At 59.6% G+C, this 16,171-nt stretch carries 15 protein-coding genes; 12 read left to right on the top strand and 3 right to left on the bottom strand.

Annotation, left to right across the window (positions count from 1 at the left end; all coding sequences use genetic code 11):
* The first annotated feature begins 215 nt into the window (after nucleotides 1-215).
* The 3 genes from AB4N53_RS14850 (at nucleotide 216) to AB4N53_RS14840 (ending at nucleotide 4,510) form a co-directional block, all read left to right on the top strand.
* Nucleotides 216-2,951, top strand: a complete 2,736-nt coding sequence (locus tag AB4N53_RS14850; protein WP_460121373.1) for a LuxR C-terminal-related transcriptional regulator — start codon at nucleotides 216-218, stop codon at nucleotides 2,949-2,951.
* 59 nt (nucleotides 2,952-3,010) lie between these two features.
* Nucleotides 3,011-3,655, top strand: a complete 645-nt coding sequence (locus AB4N53_RS14845) for an MBL fold metallo-hydrolase (protein ID WP_041479973.1) — start codon at nucleotides 3,011-3,013, stop codon at nucleotides 3,653-3,655.
* A 120-nt stretch (nucleotides 3,656-3,775) separates the two neighbouring features.
* On the top strand, nucleotides 3,776-4,510 hold the full coding sequence (locus AB4N53_RS14840) for an OmpA family protein (protein ID WP_460121371.1): 735 nt from the start codon (nucleotides 3,776-3,778) through the stop codon (nucleotides 4,508-4,510).
* A 227-nt stretch (nucleotides 4,511-4,737) separates the two neighbouring features.
* Here AB4N53_RS14840 and AB4N53_RS14835 read toward each other — a convergent pair whose 3' ends face one another.
* A complete protein-coding gene (locus tag AB4N53_RS14835) occupies nucleotides 4,738-5,172 on the bottom strand; it encodes a Z-ring associated ZapG family protein (RefSeq protein ID WP_042609742.1) in 435 nt (144 codons plus the stop codon).
* Nucleotides 5,173-5,316: 144 nt separating this feature from the next.
* Here AB4N53_RS14835 and AB4N53_RS14830 point away from each other — a divergent pair, with 144 nt between their 5' ends.
* The 3 genes from AB4N53_RS14830 (at nucleotide 5,317) to zapE (ending at nucleotide 8,511) form a co-directional block, all read left to right on the top strand.
* Nucleotides 5,317-5,946, top strand: a complete 630-nt coding sequence (locus AB4N53_RS14830) for an alpha/beta hydrolase (protein WP_460121368.1) — start codon at nucleotides 5,317-5,319, stop codon at nucleotides 5,944-5,946.
* Between the two features lie 24 nt (nucleotides 5,947-5,970).
* A complete protein-coding gene (locus tag AB4N53_RS14825) occupies nucleotides 5,971-7,326 on the top strand; it encodes a tryptophan--tRNA ligase (RefSeq protein WP_460121366.1) in 1,356 nt (451 codons plus the stop codon).
* Nucleotides 7,327-7,416: 90 nt separating this feature from the next.
* The gene (zapE, locus tag AB4N53_RS14820; RefSeq protein WP_460121364.1) at nucleotides 7,417-8,511 is read left to right on the top strand and encodes a cell division protein ZapE; all 1,095 of its coding nucleotides are present in this window, start codon (nucleotides 7,417-7,419) and stop codon (nucleotides 8,509-8,511) included.
* 198 nt (nucleotides 8,512-8,709) lie between these two features.
* On the opposite strand, the gene AB4N53_RS14815 is transcribed toward zapE, so the two are convergent.
* Entirely contained in the window at nucleotides 8,710-9,606 is an 897-nt protein-coding gene (locus AB4N53_RS14815; RefSeq protein WP_165839204.1) for a GlxA family transcriptional regulator, read from the bottom strand.
* Between the two features lie 250 nt (nucleotides 9,607-9,856).
* Between AB4N53_RS14815 and AB4N53_RS14810 the strand changes: the two genes are divergently transcribed.
* Complete coding sequence (locus AB4N53_RS14810) at nucleotides 9,857-10,993, top strand: acyl-CoA dehydrogenase family protein (protein ID WP_024014254.1); 1,137 nt, start codon at nucleotides 9,857-9,859, stop codon at nucleotides 10,991-10,993.
* Nucleotides 10,994-11,149: 156 nt separating this feature from the next.
* Here AB4N53_RS14810 and AB4N53_RS14805 read toward each other — a convergent pair whose 3' ends face one another.
* A complete protein-coding gene (locus AB4N53_RS14805) occupies nucleotides 11,150-12,190 on the bottom strand; it encodes an NADP(H)-dependent aldo-keto reductase (RefSeq protein ID WP_056790225.1) in 1,041 nt (346 codons plus the stop codon).
* A gap of 244 nt (nucleotides 12,191-12,434) precedes the next feature.
* Here AB4N53_RS14805 and rplM point away from each other — a divergent pair, with 244 nt between their 5' ends.
* From rplM to AB4N53_RS14780, 5 genes are all read left to right on the top strand, one after another.
* On the top strand, nucleotides 12,435-12,863 hold the full coding sequence (gene rplM, locus AB4N53_RS14800) for a 50S ribosomal protein L13 (RefSeq protein WP_003228062.1): 429 nt from the start codon (nucleotides 12,435-12,437) through the stop codon (nucleotides 12,861-12,863).
* A 14-nt stretch (nucleotides 12,864-12,877) separates the two neighbouring features.
* Nucleotides 12,878-13,270 carry a 30S ribosomal protein S9 gene (rpsI, locus tag AB4N53_RS14795; RefSeq protein ID WP_003228056.1) on the top strand — a complete coding sequence of 131 codons (393 nt, stop codon included), beginning with the start codon at nucleotides 12,878-12,880 and terminating at the stop codon, nucleotides 13,268-13,270.
* 273 nt (nucleotides 13,271-13,543) lie between these two features.
* Nucleotides 13,544-14,137 carry a ubiquinol-cytochrome c reductase iron-sulfur subunit gene (petA, locus tag AB4N53_RS14790; RefSeq protein WP_007917031.1) on the top strand — a complete coding sequence of 198 codons (594 nt, stop codon included), beginning with the start codon at nucleotides 13,544-13,546 and terminating at the stop codon, nucleotides 14,135-14,137.
* On the top strand, nucleotides 14,137-15,348 hold the full coding sequence (locus AB4N53_RS14785; RefSeq protein WP_460121360.1) for a cytochrome b: 1,212 nt from the start codon (nucleotides 14,137-14,139) through the stop codon (nucleotides 15,346-15,348). Before petA ends, AB4N53_RS14785 begins: the two co-directional genes overlap by 1 nt.
* Nucleotides 15,348-16,130 carry a cytochrome c1 gene (locus tag AB4N53_RS14780; RefSeq protein WP_460121358.1) on the top strand — a complete coding sequence of 261 codons (783 nt, stop codon included), beginning with the start codon at nucleotides 15,348-15,350 and terminating at the stop codon, nucleotides 16,128-16,130. The genes AB4N53_RS14785 and AB4N53_RS14780 overlap by 1 nt, the downstream gene beginning before the upstream one ends.
* Nucleotides 16,131-16,171: the final 41 nt, after the last annotated feature.

Here is a 16,171-nt window from a genome sequence, read left to right as displayed (position 1 = left end):
GCCGAAGGCTGCGATCTTTTGATCTCGCTTTTGCTGTTGCAAAGGCAAAGTCAAAGTCAAAAGATCGCAGCCTTCGGCAGCTCCTACAGGGGGGCGCGCCGGTGGATGTATGCTTTTTGTAGCCATTTGTAGCAGCGACCTTCATTACCTCCTCGTTTAAGGCTAGGCTGCGGACATCTGCAACGCCGCCAATCGCCTTCGAACAAGAGCCGGCCATGACTGATCTGTCCCCACTTCCGGGTCCCGCAAGCATCACCGTCGCAGCACTGGACGGGCGTTTTTTTCGCCCGCCGCTGCCTGATGGCTATGTCTTGCGGCCGCGCCTATGCCAGCGTCTGCAGGCCGGGCTCGGAGGTCGGTTGCTGCTGGTCAGCGCCCCGGCCGGATTCGGCAAGAGCTCGCTGGCGGTGGAGTTCTGTCAGAGCCTGCCGGCGCACTGGCAAAGCCTCTGGCTGGGCTTGAGTCCGCGTGACAGCGATCCCGGACGTTTTCTTGAGCGCTTGCTTGAAGGGCTACAGGACTATTTTCCTGCGTTGGGCGCTGGCGCCCTCGGCCTGTTGAAAATGCGCCAGCGCCATCAACCATTCGCGTTCGAAGAGTGGCTCGACGGCCTGCTCGATGAGCTGGCGCTGCATCTCGATCCTGCCGCGCCGTTGCTGCTGGTCCTCGACGACTACCACCTTGCCCAAGGGCCGGTGCTGGATCGTTGCCTGCAATTTTTCCTCAATCATCTGCCCGATGGCTTGCTGGTGATGGTCACCAGCCGCCAGCGCCCGGACTGGCATCTGGCGCGTCTGCGTCTGTCGCGGCAGTTGCTCGAGCTGCACGAACAGGACTTGCGCCTGACCCACGACGAAGCCCTGACTCTGCTCGATCGCCACAGCAGCTCACTGCGCGGCGAGGCGCTGGAGAGCCTGATCCAGCGCAGTGAAGGCTGGGTCGCCGGCCTGCGCTTCTGGCTGCTGGCGGTGGCCGAGGCGGGCAACGATGCCGCGCTGCCGCAGGCGCTGAACGGCGGAGAAGGGCTGATCCGCGATTATCTGCTCGAAGAAGTCATCGATTGCCTGCCGTCCGAAGTGCAATCGTTTCTCTACGAAACCGCTCCGCAGGAACGCTTTTGCAGCGAACTGTGCGACGCCGTCCGCGAAGCCCACGACAGCGCCGAGATCCTGCGCTTTCTGCTCGCCCACCAAGTGTTTCTGGTGCCGCTGGACGAGCACGGCCACTGGTATCGCTATCACCATTTGTTTTCTGACTTGTTGCGCAGCCGGCCCATCGCCCAGGCGATGGTGCCCAACGCCACCCTGCATTTGCGCGCCTGCCGCTGGTTCAACGCGCAAGGCCTGCTCGACGAAGCAGTGGAACAGGCCTTGCGTGCCGGGCATCTCGATGTTGCGGCAAATCTGGTACAGAACCTCTCCGAAGAACAACTCCTCGCCGAGCAGAACGTCGGCATGTTGCTGCGCTGGAAGATGGACTTGCCCGACAGCCTGCTGATCAGCACGCCACGACTGATCGTGCTCTACAGCTGGGCCTTGGGGCTGGCCTGTCAGCTCGATGCCGCTGAAGAGCTGGCCAGCCATTTGAGCCGCTTCCTGCCGGCGCCCTCGGCCACGGCGCAGAAATCCATGCTGGCGCAATGGCTGGCGCTGAGCGGGATCATCGCTCGCGGACGCGGCCATCGCGAACTGACCCTGCGTTATTGCAGCGAAGCGCTGGAGAGCCTGCCGGCCAAGCGTTACGGCCAGCGGCTGATGTGCCTGTCGACCTTGTCCAATCTGGCGATCGCCGACGGCGATCTGTGGCGCGCCCGTGGCCTGAACCGTGAATCCCTCGAGCTGGCGCAACGGGTCGGCAATCCATTATTCGAAGCATTGGCTCACTACGACAGAGCTCGAGTCTTGCAATCGCGGGGCGAGATTCTGCGCGCGCTGGATGAAGTGCATCAGGGCCTGGAACGCTTGCGCGGTCTGTCGCCGCAACGCCTGTACGCCGTGCGCGCGCGGCTGACGCTTTACGAAGGTTTCCTGCTGGCGATGCGTTTGCAGCCGCAGGCCGCACGCGTGCGTCTGCTGGCCGGCATTGGCGAGGCACGGGCCTGTCGCGACATCAGCGTGCTGATCGGTCACTGCGTGATCGCTCGCCTGGACGGCGCCTGTGGCGAGTTCGCCAAGGCCTTCGCCGAACTCGCCGAAGCTGAACGCTTGATGCACATCTGGGACGTGCCGCCGATCTACTATCTGGCGATGATCACCTTGGTCAAATGCGAACTGTGGTTGGCCCAGGGCCGCATCGATCTCGCCGAGGCCTGGCTCGCACGATTGGGCCAGACCTACACCGGCGAACACGCTGCCGCACCGCCAGAGTTTCATCCACAGCTGCCACTGCACGTGGAGCTGCAACAGGCGCTGCTCGATGTGATTCAGGGGCAGCCGATGCTCGCCGAAGGGCGGTTGAACGTGTTGCATGAGAATGGTCAGCGGACTGGGCGGCAGTTGCTCAGCGTAATGGCGTTGACGCAGAAGGTGGCGCTGTTGCTGTCGAGTGGACGCGAGCCCGAGGCGCGCAAGGTGTTGAGTCAGGCCCTGGAAGCAGCGGCCGGCGGCGTCTTCCAGCCCTTCGATGCGCTGGTGAAAAGTCATGCCGACTGGATGCGCGGGCAATTGCAGGCGCTTTCCTGCAACGCCGTCAGCCAGCAATTGCTCACACAGTTCCCAACAGCCGCGCCGCGACCGAGCGTAGAAAACTCAACTACCGAACAACTCAGCAGCCGGGAATTGGCCGTGCTGCGTCTGATCGCTCAGGGCTGTTCCAATCAGGAAATCAGCGAGCAGTTGTTCATTTCCCTGCACACCGTGAAAACCCACGCCAGCCATATCAACAGCAAGCTCGGGGTTGAGCGGCGTACGCAGGCGGTGGCGCGGGCGAAGGCGTTGGGGTTATTGCTCTAGCGACGGTAAAATTCGCCATCGGCCGTTGCCAACGGCGTTGACCCTGTCCAGGATTTTCCATGACCACGCCCAGCCCTGCGCTCATCCGCGAAACCTTCCCCGTCGGCCCGCTCCAGTGCAACTGCACCATCATCGGCGACCCGCTTACAAAAAAAGCCATCGTCGTCGACCCGGGCGGCAACCCTGACCTGATCATGGCGCGCCTCGATGCCCATGGCCTGAAAGTCGTCAGCATCATCCATACCCACGCGCATCTCGATCACTTTCTCGCTTCCGGGCAGATGAAGGAGAAAACCGGTGCGACCCTGCATCTGCACAAGGAAGACCAGTTCCTTTGGGACAATCTGGAGATGCAATGCCAGATGTTCGGCGTGCCTTACACCCCGGTGCCATCGCCGGATCGCTGGTTGAGTGACGATGAAGAACTGGCTTGCGGCTGTGGCGTGGCATTACACACGCCAGGACATACACCCGGTTCCATGAGCTTTTGGTTTTCCGAGGCTAAGCTGTTGATAGCCGGCGACACGCTGTTTCGTCGCGGGGTAGGGCGCACGGATTTGTGGGGTGGCGATCAGGCGACCATCGTGCGTTCGATCAAGCAGCGGCTGTATACGCTGGACGAGGACGCAACGGTTGTCACCGGGCACGGCCCGGATACTCGTCTGGGTGATGAGATGCGCGAGAACCCGTTTGTGCGTGCCTGAATTTTTTGTCACGGGTGTGCGGCGGAATTTTTGCGCATTGTCATGATCCAACGCCCGCGCAGGTCCATTGGTTGATCAGTGGCCGCTGCACCACAGAATGCAAAAAACCAGGAGCTCTCCATGTTCACCACGCGTCGTTTGATTATTGTCGCTACTGCCGTGGCCGTGCTGTCCGGCTGCGCCTCGCCTAATCCGTATGACAATCAGGGTCAGGCCGACGGTGGCTCGCAAGGCATGAGCAAAACCGCCAAATACGGTGGCCTCGGTGCGCTGGCCGGCGCTCTCGCCGGTGCTGCCATCGGCCACGACAACCGTGGCAAGGGCGCCTTGATCGGCGCTGCTGTCGTCGGTGCCTCCGCTGCCGGCTACGGCTACTACGCCGACCAGCAGGAAAAGAAACTGCGCGCAAGCATGGCCAACACTGGCGTTGAAGTGCAGCGTCAGGGCGATCAGATCAAGCTGATCATGCCGGGCAACATCACCTTCGCCACCGATTCGGCGAACATTGCCCCGAGCTTCTACCAGCCGTTGAACAACCTGGCCAACTCGCTGAAAGAGTTCAACCAGAACCAGATCGAAATCGTCGGCTACACCGACAGCACCGGCAGCCGCCAGCACAACATGGACCTGTCCCAGCGTCGTGCGCAGAGCGTAGCGACCTACCTGACCTCGCAAGGCGTCAGCGGTGCCAACCTGTCGGCCCGTGGCGCCGGCCCGGATAACCCGATCGCCAGCAACGGCGACGTCAATGGCCGTGCGCAGAACCGCCGCGTCGAGGTCAACCTGAAGGCTATTCCGGGTCAGGAGTATGGCGGTCAGCAGCAACAGCCGGGTACGGTGCAGCAGTATCCGTAAGCGATTGCCTGGATGAAGAAATGCCCGGTCTTATGATCGGGCATTTTTTTGTGTCGCCTGTAGCGGCCCTTTCGCGAGCAGGCTCGCTCCCACATTTGAAATGCATTCCCCCTGTGGGAGCGAGCCTGCTCGCGAAGAGGCCGGCGAGGGCAGCGAAGATTGCAGATACAAAAAAGCCCCCGGACAACAGCATTGTCCGGGGGCTTTTTGTTGGGCGCGAAACCCGATTACTTCTTCAGACCATAATGCTCATCGAGCATGCCCGGCGAGTTTGGATTCTTCGGTGCATAGTCACGCGGTGGTTCCTGATCGCGCGGCGGCGTCAGGCGTTCGCGGGGTGCCTGCGCTGCGTCGGCGTGCAGGGCGGCGATCAGGCGCTGGCGGGTCTGCTCGTCCAGGGCCAGACGATTGGCGCCCTCGGCGAGGTGGTCCTGCACTTCCTGATAGCTCTGGGTCAGCTTCTTGACCAGCATCGCGGTGCTGTTGAAGTGGGTGACCACTTCGTTCTGATAACTGTCGAATCGCTCCTGGATATCATCCAGTTGACGCTGCGTGCGGCTCGGTGCGGCGTTCGGCGCAACGCGCGCGATCAGGAATCCAATGGCGACACCCACAACCAGGGCAAGAGTCGGTAACAACCAAACTAAGAGCGAGTGTTCCACGAGTCCTTCCTCTATAAACGGCTTTGCTTTACGTTAACGGCTCGAACCTGCGCTGTATACCGCGATTCACTCGCAATAGATTGGCACAGACAATTTGCTAGACGAGTCGACCCGATTCGAGGTCACGGAGTTCCTCCCTTGCTGATGCGTGAAACCCCTGTAGTGATTGACGGCCCGGTGGGTCAATTGGAAAGCCTTTACCTGGATAACGAGCAGCCGCGCGGCATCGCGCTGATCTGCCATCCGAACCCGGTGCAGGGCGGCACCATGCTCAACAAGGTCGTCTCGACCCTGCAGCGCACCGCGCGCGACGCAGGCCTGATCACCTTGCGTTTCAACTATCGCGGCGTCGGCGCCAGCCAGGGCACGCACGACATGGGCACCGGTGAAGTCGACGACGCCCAGGCCGCCGCCACATGGCTGCGCGAAAAACACCCGAATCTGCCGCTGACCCTGTTCGGTTTCTCCTTCGGCGGATTTGTTGCAGCAAGTCTCGGCGGCCGTCTCGAAGCCCAGGGCGTGCAGCTTGAGCACCTGTTCATGGTTGCACCGGCGGTGATGCGTCTGGGTGAGCAGGATCAGCTGCCGCAACACGGCGGGTTGACCGTGATCCAGCCGGAAACCGATGAAGTCATTGATCCGCAACTGGTCTACCAGTGGTCGGAACAACTCCAGCGCCCCCATGAGCTGCTGAAAGTGGCAGAATGCGGACACTTTTTTCACGGCAAGCTGACCGATCTCAAGGATCTGCTGCTGCCGCGTCTCTCGAATTGATTGCAGTCTGACAAGCGATTACCCATGACCAACCGTACCCGCATTCTCACCGGCATCACTACCACCGGCACGCCGCACCTGGGCAACTACGCTGGCGCCATTCGCCCGGCAATCCTCGCCAGCCGCGACAGCCAGGCCGATTCGTTCTATTTCCTGGCCGACTACCACGCCCTGATCAAATGCGATGACCCGCTGCGCATCCAGCGCTCGCGTCTGGAAATCGCCGCGACCTGGCTGGCCGGTGGTCTGGACGTTGATCGCGTGACCTTCTACCGCCAGTCCGACATTCCGGAAATCCCCGAGTTGACCTGGCTGCTGACCTGCGTCGCCGCCAAGGGCCTGCTCAACCGTGCGCACGCTTACAAAGCGTCGGTGGACAAGAACGTTGAGACCGGCGAAGACCCGGACGCCGGCATCACCATGGGCCTCTACAGCTACCCGGTGCTGATGGCGGCGGACATTCTGATGTTCAACGCGCACAAGGTACCGGTCGGTCGCGATCAGATTCAGCACGTGGAAATGGCGCGTGATATCGGCCAGCGCTTCAACCATCTGTTCGGCCAGGGCAAAGAATTCTTCACCATGCCCGAGGCGCTGATCGAAGAAAGCGTGGCAACGCTGCCGGGCCTCGACGGGCGCAAGATGTCGAAGAGCTACGACAACACCATTCCGCTGTTCTCCAGCGCCAAAGAGATGAAGGACGCGATCTCGCGGATCGTCACCGACTCCAAGGCCCCGGGCGAAGCGAAAGATCCAGACAACTCGCACCTGTTCACCCTGTTCCAGGCCTTCGCCACCCCGGCGCAGGCTGACGAATTCCGCCGCGAGCTGCTCGGTGGTCTGGGCTGGGGCGAGGCGAAGAATCGCCTGTTCCAGTTGCTCGACAACGAGCTGGGCGAGGCGCGCGAGAAATATCACCAGTTGATCGAGCGTCCGGCGGACCTGGAAGACATTCTGCAGATCGGCGCGAAGAAGGCCCGCGCAGTGGCGACGCCGTTCCTCAACGAACTGCGCGAAGCCGTTGGCCTGCGTTCTTTCGTCAATCAGGTTCAAGTCGCCGCGACCACCAAGAAGAAAGCCGCGAAAGCCGCGCGTTTTGTCAGCTTCCGCGAAGACGACGGCAGCTTCCGTTTCCGTCTGCTGGCGGCTGATGGCGAGCAACTGTTGCTGTCGCGCAACTTCGCCGACGGCAAAACCGCCGGCCAGGTGAGCAAACAGTTGCAATCCGGCGAGCCGCTGGACGTGCGTACTGAAGAATTGAGCTTCAGCGTCTGGCTGGCCGGTGAGTGCGTGGGCGACAGCCCGGCGTTTGCCAACATCGGTGCGCGGGACGCCGCCATCGAGGCGTTGCGCGTCGCACTGACTCCAGCTCAAGACTGATCGGCGGCACGACCCGACCAAGGGCCGATTGCCATTCCCACAGGCCGTCGCTACAGTGACGGCCCGTTTTTGTTGCCTTGCTAACGAATTATGACGCCCCTAGAACGATATCAAGCTGATCTGAAACGCCCGGACTTCTTCCATGACGCCGCGCAGGAAACTGCTGTGCGTCACTTGCAGCGTCTGTACGACGACTTGATCGCCGCTGACCAGAACAAGCCGGGTTTCCTCGGCAAGCTGTTTGGCAAAAAAGATCAGGCACCGGTCAAGGGCCTGTATTTCTGGGGCGGCGTTGGTCGCGGCAAGACTTACCTGGTCGACACCTTCTTCGAAGCGCTGCCGTTCAAGGAAAAGACCCGCACGCATTTCCACCGTTTCATGAAGCGTGTGCACGAGGAAATGAAAACCCTCGGCGGCGAGAAGAACCCGCTGACCATCATTGCCAAGCGCTTCGCAGCCGAGTCGCGAGTGATTTGCTTCGATGAGTTCTTCGTCTCCGACATCACCGACGCGATGATCCTCGGCACGCTGATGGAAGAGCTGTTCAAGAACGGCGTGACCCTGGTCGCGACGTCGAACATCGTTCCGGACGGCCTGTACAAGGATGGCCTGCAACGTGCGCGTTTCCTGCCGGCCATCGCCCTGATCAAGCAGAACACCGAGATCGTCAACGTCGACAGCGGCGTCGATTATCGTCTGCGTCACCTCGAACAGGCCGAGCTGTTCCACTATCCGCTCGACGAAGCGGCCCACGAAAGCCTGCGCAAGAGCTTCAAGGCGCTGACACCGGAGTGCACGGCGGCGGTGGAAAACGATGTGCTGATCATCGAGAACCGCGAAATCCGTGCCCTGCGTACTTGCGACGATGTGGCCTGGTTCGACTTCCGCGAACTGTGCGACGGCCCGCGCAGCCAGAACGACTACATCGAATTGGGCAAGATTTTCCACGCCGTGCTGCTCAGCGGCGTCGAGCAGATGAGCGTCACCACCGACGACATCGCCCGGCGCTTCATCAACATGGTCGACGAATTCTACGACCGCAACGTCAAACTGATCATTTCTGCCGAAGTCGAGCTGAAGGATCTGTACACCGGCGGCCGCTTGAATTTCGAATTCCAGCGCACGCTGAGCCGTCTGCTGGAAATGCAATCGCACGAATTCCTGTCGCGGGCGCACAAGCCTTAAGCGGATTTCGGCAAATAAAAAGGGCCTGCAATTGCAGGCCCTTTTTTTATACGCTGAAGATCTCTCGGATTCACCACATTCCCCCTGTGGGAGCGGGCTTGCTCGCGAAAGCGGTGCGTCATTCAGCATAACGTCGACTGATGCACCGCATTCGCGAGCAAGCCCGCTCCCACAAGGGATCTCCGCGTGCTTTGAGAACTATGCAGCCTGCTGAAACTGTTGCCGATACTGGTTCGGCGACAGTTCGGTGTGCTGGCGAAACAACCGCGCGAAGAAGCTCGCATCGTCGTAACCGACCTCATAACTGATGGTCTTGATGCTCTTGCGCGTGCCCGAAAGCAAACCCTTGGCCGTCTCGATGCGTAGGCGCTGCAAGTAGTGCAGTGGTTTGTCGCCGGTAGCGGTCTGGAAGCGACGCATGAAGTTGCGGATGCTCATGCCGTGCTCGCGGGCGACGTCTTCGAAGCGGAACTTGTCGGCGAAATGTTCTTCGAGCCAGTGCTGAATCTGCAGGATGATGACGTCCTGGTGCAGCTTTTGCCCGCCGAAACCGATACGCCCCGGCGAATAGCTGCGCTGCACTTCGTAGAGGATGTCGCGGGCCACGGCTTGCGCCACATTCGAGCCGCAGAAGCGCTCGATCAGATAGATGTACAAGTCGCAGGCCGAGGTCGTGCCACCGGCGCAGTAGAGATTGTCGGCATCGGTCAGGTGCTTGTCCTGATTGAGGTAGACCTTGGGAAAGCGCTCGGCGAAGGCATTGAAGAAGCGCCAGTAGGTGGTCGCTTCCTTGCCGTTGAGCAGGCCGGCTTCGGCCAGCCAGAACACTCCAGTGGCTTCGCCGCATAACACCGCGCCGCGAGCATGCTGTTCGCGCAGCCACGGCAGGATTTGCGGGTAACGGCTGCACAGCGTGTCGAAATCGTCCCAGAACGCCGGGAGGATGATCACATCGGCGTTTTCCAGGCCGCCGTCGACCGGCATGACCACGTCGCTGAAGCTTTTTACCGGTTTGCCATCGGGGCTGACCAGACGCGTTTCGAACGCCGGCGTCAGGCCATGGCCCAGCTGTTTGCCGTAACGCAGGCTGGCCACATGGAAAAAATCCTTGGCCTGCATGAGGGTGTAAGCGAAAACCCGGTCGATGGCCAGGATGCTGACGCGCCGCAAGGGCGGGGAGACGTGCTTAGACATAATTCAACTTTTGTTTTGTTTTTATAAGGGAAAGTGGTCACCAGACGGCTGGATCGTCTTATTTTTTGTCGGATGTGTCCAGTGTCCCGTAGCAGGAGTCGGGCTTAGTCTCTGAGAGCCGAATACCTCCAACAACAAAGAAAGGTGCCGCATGATCCCCAGAACCCTGTTCAGCTCCGAACACGAATTGTTCCGCGACAGCGTGCGAACGTTCCTCGAAAAAGAGGCCGTGCCGTATCACGCGCAGTGGGAGAAGCAGGGGCACATCGATCGCGCGCTGTGGAACAAGGCGGGGGAGGCGGGGATGCTGTGCTCGCACCTGCCGGAAGAGTATGGCGGGCTGGGCGCGGATTTCCTCTACAGCACGGTGGTGATTGAAGAGGTCGGGCGTCTGGGCCTTACCGGCATCGGCTTTTCGCTGCACTCGGACATCGTCGCGCCGTACATCCTGCATTACGGCAGCGAGGCGCTGAAGCACAAATACCTGCCGAAACTGGTCTCGGGCGAAATGGTCACGGCAATTGCCATGACCGAGCCTGGCGCCGGTTCCGACCTGCAAGGGGTGAAAACCACGGCGGTGCTCGACGGTGACGAATATGTGATCAATGGCTCGAAAACCTTCATCACCAATGGCTTTCTGGCTGATCTGGTGATCGTGGTGGCCAAGACCGACCCGAAGGCCGGGGCCAAGGGCACCAGCCTGTTTCTGGTGGAAGCGAATACGCCGGGCTTCGAGAAAGGCAAGCGCCTGGAGAAGGTCGGCATGAAAGCTCAGGACACTTCGGAATTGTTCTTTCAGGACGTGCGCGTGCCGAAGGAAAACCTTCTCGGACAGGCGGGTGCCGGGTTTGCCTATCTGATGCAGGAGTTACCGCAGGAACGTCTGACCGTGGCCATTGGCGGGCTGGCTTCGGCCGAGGCGGCGCTGCAATGGACGCTGGATTACACCCGCGATCGCAAGGCGTTCGGCAAGGCGATTGCCGACTTCCAGAACACCCGCTTCAAACTGGCTGAAATGGCTACCGAGATCCAGATCGGTCGGGTCTTCGTTGACCGCTGCCTGGAGCTGCACCTGCAAGGCAAACTCGATGTGCCGACGGCGGCGATGGCCAAGTATTGGGGGACCGACCTGCAATGCAAAGTGCTCGACGAATGCGTGCAACTGCATGGCGGCTACGGCTTCATGTGGGAATATCCGGTGGCCCGTGCGTGGGCGGATGCGCGGGTGCAGCGGATCTATGCCGGCACCAATGAAATCATGAAGGAGATTATTGCGCGGTCGCTTTGATGATCGTTCCCACGCTCTGCGTGGGAATGCCGCCGGGGACGCTCCGCGTTCCGCTGTTGAGGTAATCTGACAGGCCTCTTCGCGAGCAGGCTCGCTCCCCCAGGGGATCACCGTACCTGTGGGAGCGAGCCTGCTCGCGAAGCTTCTAGCGGTCAATCAAGGCGCCGGATTCGGATGATCCTTGTGAATCGCCTCGATCCCGGCCAGCACTTCATCGGACAGTTTCAGATCAAAACTGGCAATGTTGCTGTCCAGTTGCTCAAGCGTCGTCGCGCCGATGATGTTGCTGGTGACGAACGGTTGCTGGGTCACGAAGGCCAGGGCCATTTGTGCCGGATCCAGACCGTGTTCACGGGCCAGTGCAACGTAACGGCTGCACGCAGCTTCCGATTGCGGGTTGAAGTAGCGGCTGAAGCGGCTGTAGAGGCTCAGGCGACCTTTCGCTGGACGGGCGCCGCCCTCGTACTTGCCGGAGAGGAAGCCGAACGCCAGCGGCGAATAGGCGAGCAAGCCGCACTGTTCGCGGATGGCGATCTCGGCCAAGCCGACTTCGAAGCTGCGGTTGAGCAGGTTGTACGGGTTCTGGATCGACACCGCACGCGGCCAGCCACGGGCTTCGGCCAGAGCGAGAAAGCGCATGGTGCCCCACGGCGTCTCATTGGACAGGCCGATGTGGCGGATCTTGCCGGCCTTTACCTGTTCGTCGAGAGCTTCGAGGGTGTCTTCGAGCGGCGTCAGATTCGCTTCGATCTTGTGCTTGTAGCCCAGTTGTCCGAAAAAGTTGGTGCTGCGCTCCGGCCAGTGCAGCTGGTACAGGTCGATGTAATCGGTCTGCAGACGCTTGAGGCTGCCGTCCAGCGCTTCGGTGATGTGCTGGCGGTTATGGCGCAGGTTTTTATCGCGGATGTAGTCGATGGTGTTGCCGGGGCCGGCGATTTTGCTGGCGAGGATCCAGTCGGCGCGATCGCCGCGGCTCTTGAAGTAATTGCCGATGTAGCGCTCGGTGGTGGCGTAGGTTTCGGCTTTTGGTGGCACCGGATACATTTCGGCGGTGTCGAGGAAATTGATCCCCGCCTCTTTGGCCCGCTCGATCTGGGCGAAGGCTTCAGCTTCAGTGTTTTGCTCGCCCCAGGTCATGGTGCCGAGGCAGATTGCACTCACGTTCAGGTCGGTACGGCCTAGCTGGCGATAGTCCATCGGGTGCTCCTTGGGCAAAACAATCATAAAAGCAGGTTGAAAAATTTTTCGCAATCTGCATAATTGCCGACCTCTTTCTGCAGTGGAAGTGATGCGCCGCCGCCGAAGAATCTTGCCGTTGAACGGACGCGCCGACCCGAGCCCCCGAAAGCGTCTGTATCCGGCTGCCTTTGACTTGTCAAAGTACGCACTATTCAGTAAGATCCGCCGTCTTATTTACAGGCGGCCCCTGAGGCTATAAAGAATGAAAACTTTTACTGCTAAACCGGAAACAGTAAAGCGCGACTGGTTTGTCGTCGACGCTGCTGGTCAGACCCTGGGTCGTCTGGCCACCGAAATCGCGAGCCGTCTGCGTGGCAAGCACAAGCCTGAGTACACTCCTCACGTTGACACCGGCGACTACATCGTCGTCATCAACGCCGAGCAGATCCGTGTTACCGGCGCTAAAACCACTGACAAAATGTACTACTCCCACTCCGGTTTCCCGGGCGGCATCAAGTCGATCAACTTTGAAAAGCTGATCGCCAAAGCCCCTGAGCGCGTGATCGAGACCGCGGTTAAAGGCATGCTGCCTAAAAACCCACTGGGTCGCGACATGTACCGTAAGCTGAAAGTCTATGCGGGCGCTGCACACCCTCATACTGCTCAGCAGCCCCAAGAACTGAAGATTTAACGGAATAGTTCATTATGTCGGCGACTCAAAATTACGGCACTGGCCGTCGCAAGACCGCAACCGCACGCGTTTTCCTGCGTCCGGGTACTGGTAACATCTCCATCAACAACCGTTCGCTGGATAACTTCTTCGGCCGCGAAACTGCCCGCATGGTAGTTCGTCAGCCGCTGGAGCTGACCGAGACTGTCGAGAAGTTCGACATCTACGTCACCGTGATCGGCGGTGGTGTAAGTGGTCAGGCTGGCGCAATCCGCCACGGCATCACTCGCGCTCTGATGGACTACGACGAAACCCTGCGTAGCGCTCTGCGCAAAGCTGGCTTCGTTACCCGCGACGCCCGTGAAGTTGAACGTAAGAAAGTTGGTCTGCGTAAAGCGCGTAAGCGTCCGCAGTACTCGAAGCGTTAATTCCGCTTCCGCGTTCAAAAAGAACGCCCGCCTCCTCACGGAAGCGGGCGTTTTTTTATGCCTGCGATTTATCAAAGAATTGCGTTGTGACAACTTGCCACAGCCGTAGACCCCCTATACTCCAAGGGCTTGAGGGGTTGAGCCCCGGGTAATTAACCTTGTCAGAATTGGGGGTTTTCATTACCATTCGGGCAAAATTTTTATAAGTAACATTTGATTTATTTAGTAGACGCCTGATTTAACAGGCCAAAAAAGCTGATGGGAGAGGACTGAATGAGCAATGACGGCGTGAATGCAGGCCGGCGTCGCTTCTTGGTGGCAGCCACATCCGTGGTGGGTGCTGCAGGAGCGGTGGGGGCTGCGGTCCCGTTCGTGGGGTCATGGTTTCCCAGTGCCAAGGCGAAAGCTGCCGGTGCACCGGTGAAAGTGAATGTCAGCAAAATCGAGCCAGGCCAGCAAATGATTGCTGAATGGCGCGGCCAGCCGGTGTTCATTGTCCGCCGTACCGAGGAAATCCTGGGGAATCTCAAGAAGATCGAGGGTCAGCTCTCCGATCCGACCTCCAAAAACTCCACGCAACCCACTTATGTCGACCCGGAAGTGCGCTCGATCAAGCCGGAAATTCTGCTGCTGATCGGGATCTGTACGCACCTGGGTTGCTCACCGACCTTCCGTCCCGAAGTGGCACCCGCGGATCTGGGCAAAGACTGGGTAGGCGGCTATTTCTGCCCGTGCCACGGTTCCCACTACGATCTGGCTGGCCGTGTCTACAAGTCGCAACCTGCGCCTTTGAACCTGCCAGTTCCCCCGCATTCCTATGAGACCGATGACCTGATTGTCATTGGCGTCGATACGGAGAAAGCGTGATGAGCAAGTTCATGGATTGGGTTGATGCGCGCTTTCCCGCGACCAAAATGTGGGAAGACCATCTCAGCAAATATTACGCACCAAAAAACTTCAACTTCTTCTATTTCTTCGGCTCTCTGGCGCTGCTGGTGCTGGTCAACCAGATCGTCACCGGCGTCTGGCTGACGATGAGCTACACGCCGTCGGCAGAAGAAGCCTTTGCTTCCGTCGAATACATCATGCGCGACGTCGAATACGGTTCGATCCTGCGTCTGCTGCACTCGACCGGTGCTTCGGCGTTTTTCATCGTCGTTTATCTGCACATGTTCCGCGGCCTGCTTTATGGGTCGTACCAGAAACCGCGCGAGCTGGTCTGGGTGTTCGGCATGCTGATCTATTTGGCGCTGATGGCCGAAGCGTTCATGGGTTACCTGCTGCCGTGGGGGCAGATGTCGTACTGGGGGGCTCAGGTGATCATCTCGCTGTTCGGTGCTATTCCGCTGATCGGCGATGACCTGACCCAGTGGATTCGTGGTGACTACCTTATCTCCGGAATCACCCTCAACCGCTTCTTCGCCTTGCACGTGGTCGCACTGCCGATCGTGATTCTCGGTCTGGTCGTGCTGCACATTCTGGCGCTGCACGAAGTGGGTTCGAACAACCCTGACGGCGTCGATATCAAGAAGCACAAAGATGAAAACGGCATCCCGCTGGACGGCATCGCGTTCCACCCTTACTACACGGTGAAGGACATTGTCGGTGTTGTAGTGTTCCTGTTCATCTTCTGCTTCATTGTGTTCTTCTTCCCGGAAATGGGCGGTTACTTCCTCGAAAAACCTAACTTCGAGCCGGCTAACCCGTTCAAGACACCTGAGCATATTGCTCCGGTCTGGTACTTCACTCCGTTCTACGCAATCCTGCGTGCGGTCCCGGACAAGCTCATGGGCGTCATCGCCATGGGCGCGGCGATTGCGGTGCTGTTCGTGCTGCCATGGCTGGATCGCAGTCCGGTGAAATCGATGCGCTACAAGGGCTGGTTGAGCAAAATCTGGCTGGTGGTGTTCTGCATTTCCTTCGTGATTCTCGGCATCCTCGGCGTTCTGGCGCCGACGCCGGGGCGCACGTTGTTGTCGCAGGTCTGCACCTTCCTGTATTTCGCCTACTTCATTCTGATGCCGTTCTACACCCGGCTCGAGAAGACCAAACCGGTTCCGGAAAGGGTGACTGGCTGATGAAAAAGTTATTTCTTGCTCTGATTTTTGCTGCGCTGCCTTCCCTGTCTTTTGCGGCCGGGGGTCATGGTCCGGAACTGGAAAGTGTCGATATCGACGTCTCCGACAAAGCCGCCCTGCAGGATGGTGCACGGACCTTTGCCAACTATTGCATGGGTTGCCACAGTGCCAAGTTCCAGCGTTACGAGCGCGTCGCCGATGACCTCGGCATCCCGCACGAACTGATGCTGGAGAAGCTGGTATTCACCGGTGCCAAGATTGGCGACCACATGAACATCGGCATGCAGCCGGCCGACGCCAAGACCTGGTTCGGCGCAGCGCCGCCGGATCTCACGCTGGTAGCGCGGGTACGCGGCACCGACTGGCTCTACGGTTACCTGAAGTCGTTCTACGAAGATCCGACGCGTCCATGGGGCGTGAACAACAAGGTCTTCCCGAACGTCGGCATGCCTAACGTGCTGGTCGGCCTGCAAGGTCGTCAGGTCGTGGGCTGCAAACAGGTGCAGATCGTCGAGGACGGGAAGAAGCAATACGATCCGCTGACCGGCACGCCGCTGACCCATGAAGCGTGTGATCAGTTGACCATCGTGCCGAAGTCCGGTGCTCTGAACGAAGAGCAGTTCGATGAGAAGGTCAAGAATCTGGTAACCTTCCTGGCTTACTCGGCTAACCCGGTTAAGCTGCAACATCAGCGCATCGGTACTTATGTCTTGCTGTACCTGGCGTTCTTCTTTGTGTTCGCCTACCTGCTCAAGCGTGAATACTGGAAAGACGTGCACTGATACGCTTCAAGCATTGCTGTTAATCGCGCGCGCCCAAGGGC

The organism is Pseudomonas sp. H3_E04, from assembly GCF_054668915.1.
This window is presented reverse-complemented; position numbering and strand designations above follow the sequence as displayed.

Coding starts and splice junctions, on each gene's coding strand:
- AB4N53_RS14850 (WP_460121373.1), top strand. CDS start 216: ATGACTGATCTGTCCCCACTTCCGGGTCCCGCAAGCATCACCGTCGCA.
- AB4N53_RS14845 (WP_041479973.1), top strand. CDS start 3,011: ATGACCACGCCCAGCCCTGCGCTCATCCGCGAAACCTTCCCCGTCGGC.
- AB4N53_RS14840 (WP_460121371.1), top strand. CDS start 3,776: ATGTTCACCACGCGTCGTTTGATTATTGTCGCTACTGCCGTGGCCGTG.
- AB4N53_RS14830 (WP_460121368.1), top strand. CDS start 5,317: ATGCGTGAAACCCCTGTAGTGATTGACGGCCCGGTGGGTCAATTGGAA.
- AB4N53_RS14825 (WP_460121366.1), top strand. CDS start 5,971: ATGACCAACCGTACCCGCATTCTCACCGGCATCACTACCACCGGCACG.
- zapE (WP_460121364.1), top strand. CDS start 7,417: ATGACGCCCCTAGAACGATATCAAGCTGATCTGAAACGCCCGGACTTC.
- AB4N53_RS14810 (WP_024014254.1), top strand. CDS start 9,857: ATGATCCCCAGAACCCTGTTCAGCTCCGAACACGAATTGTTCCGCGAC.
- AB4N53_RS14805 (WP_056790225.1), bottom strand. CDS start 12,190: ATGGACTATCGCCAGCTAGGCCGTACCGACCTGAACGTGAGTGCAATC.
- rplM (WP_003228062.1), top strand. CDS start 12,435: ATGAAAACTTTTACTGCTAAACCGGAAACAGTAAAGCGCGACTGGTTT.
- rpsI (WP_003228056.1), top strand. CDS start 12,878: ATGTCGGCGACTCAAAATTACGGCACTGGCCGTCGCAAGACCGCAACC.
- petA (WP_007917031.1), top strand. CDS start 13,544: ATGAGCAATGACGGCGTGAATGCAGGCCGGCGTCGCTTCTTGGTGGCA.
- AB4N53_RS14785 (WP_460121360.1), top strand. CDS start 14,137: ATGAGCAAGTTCATGGATTGGGTTGATGCGCGCTTTCCCGCGACCAAA.
- AB4N53_RS14780 (WP_460121358.1), top strand. CDS start 15,348: ATGAAAAAGTTATTTCTTGCTCTGATTTTTGCTGCGCTGCCTTCCCTG.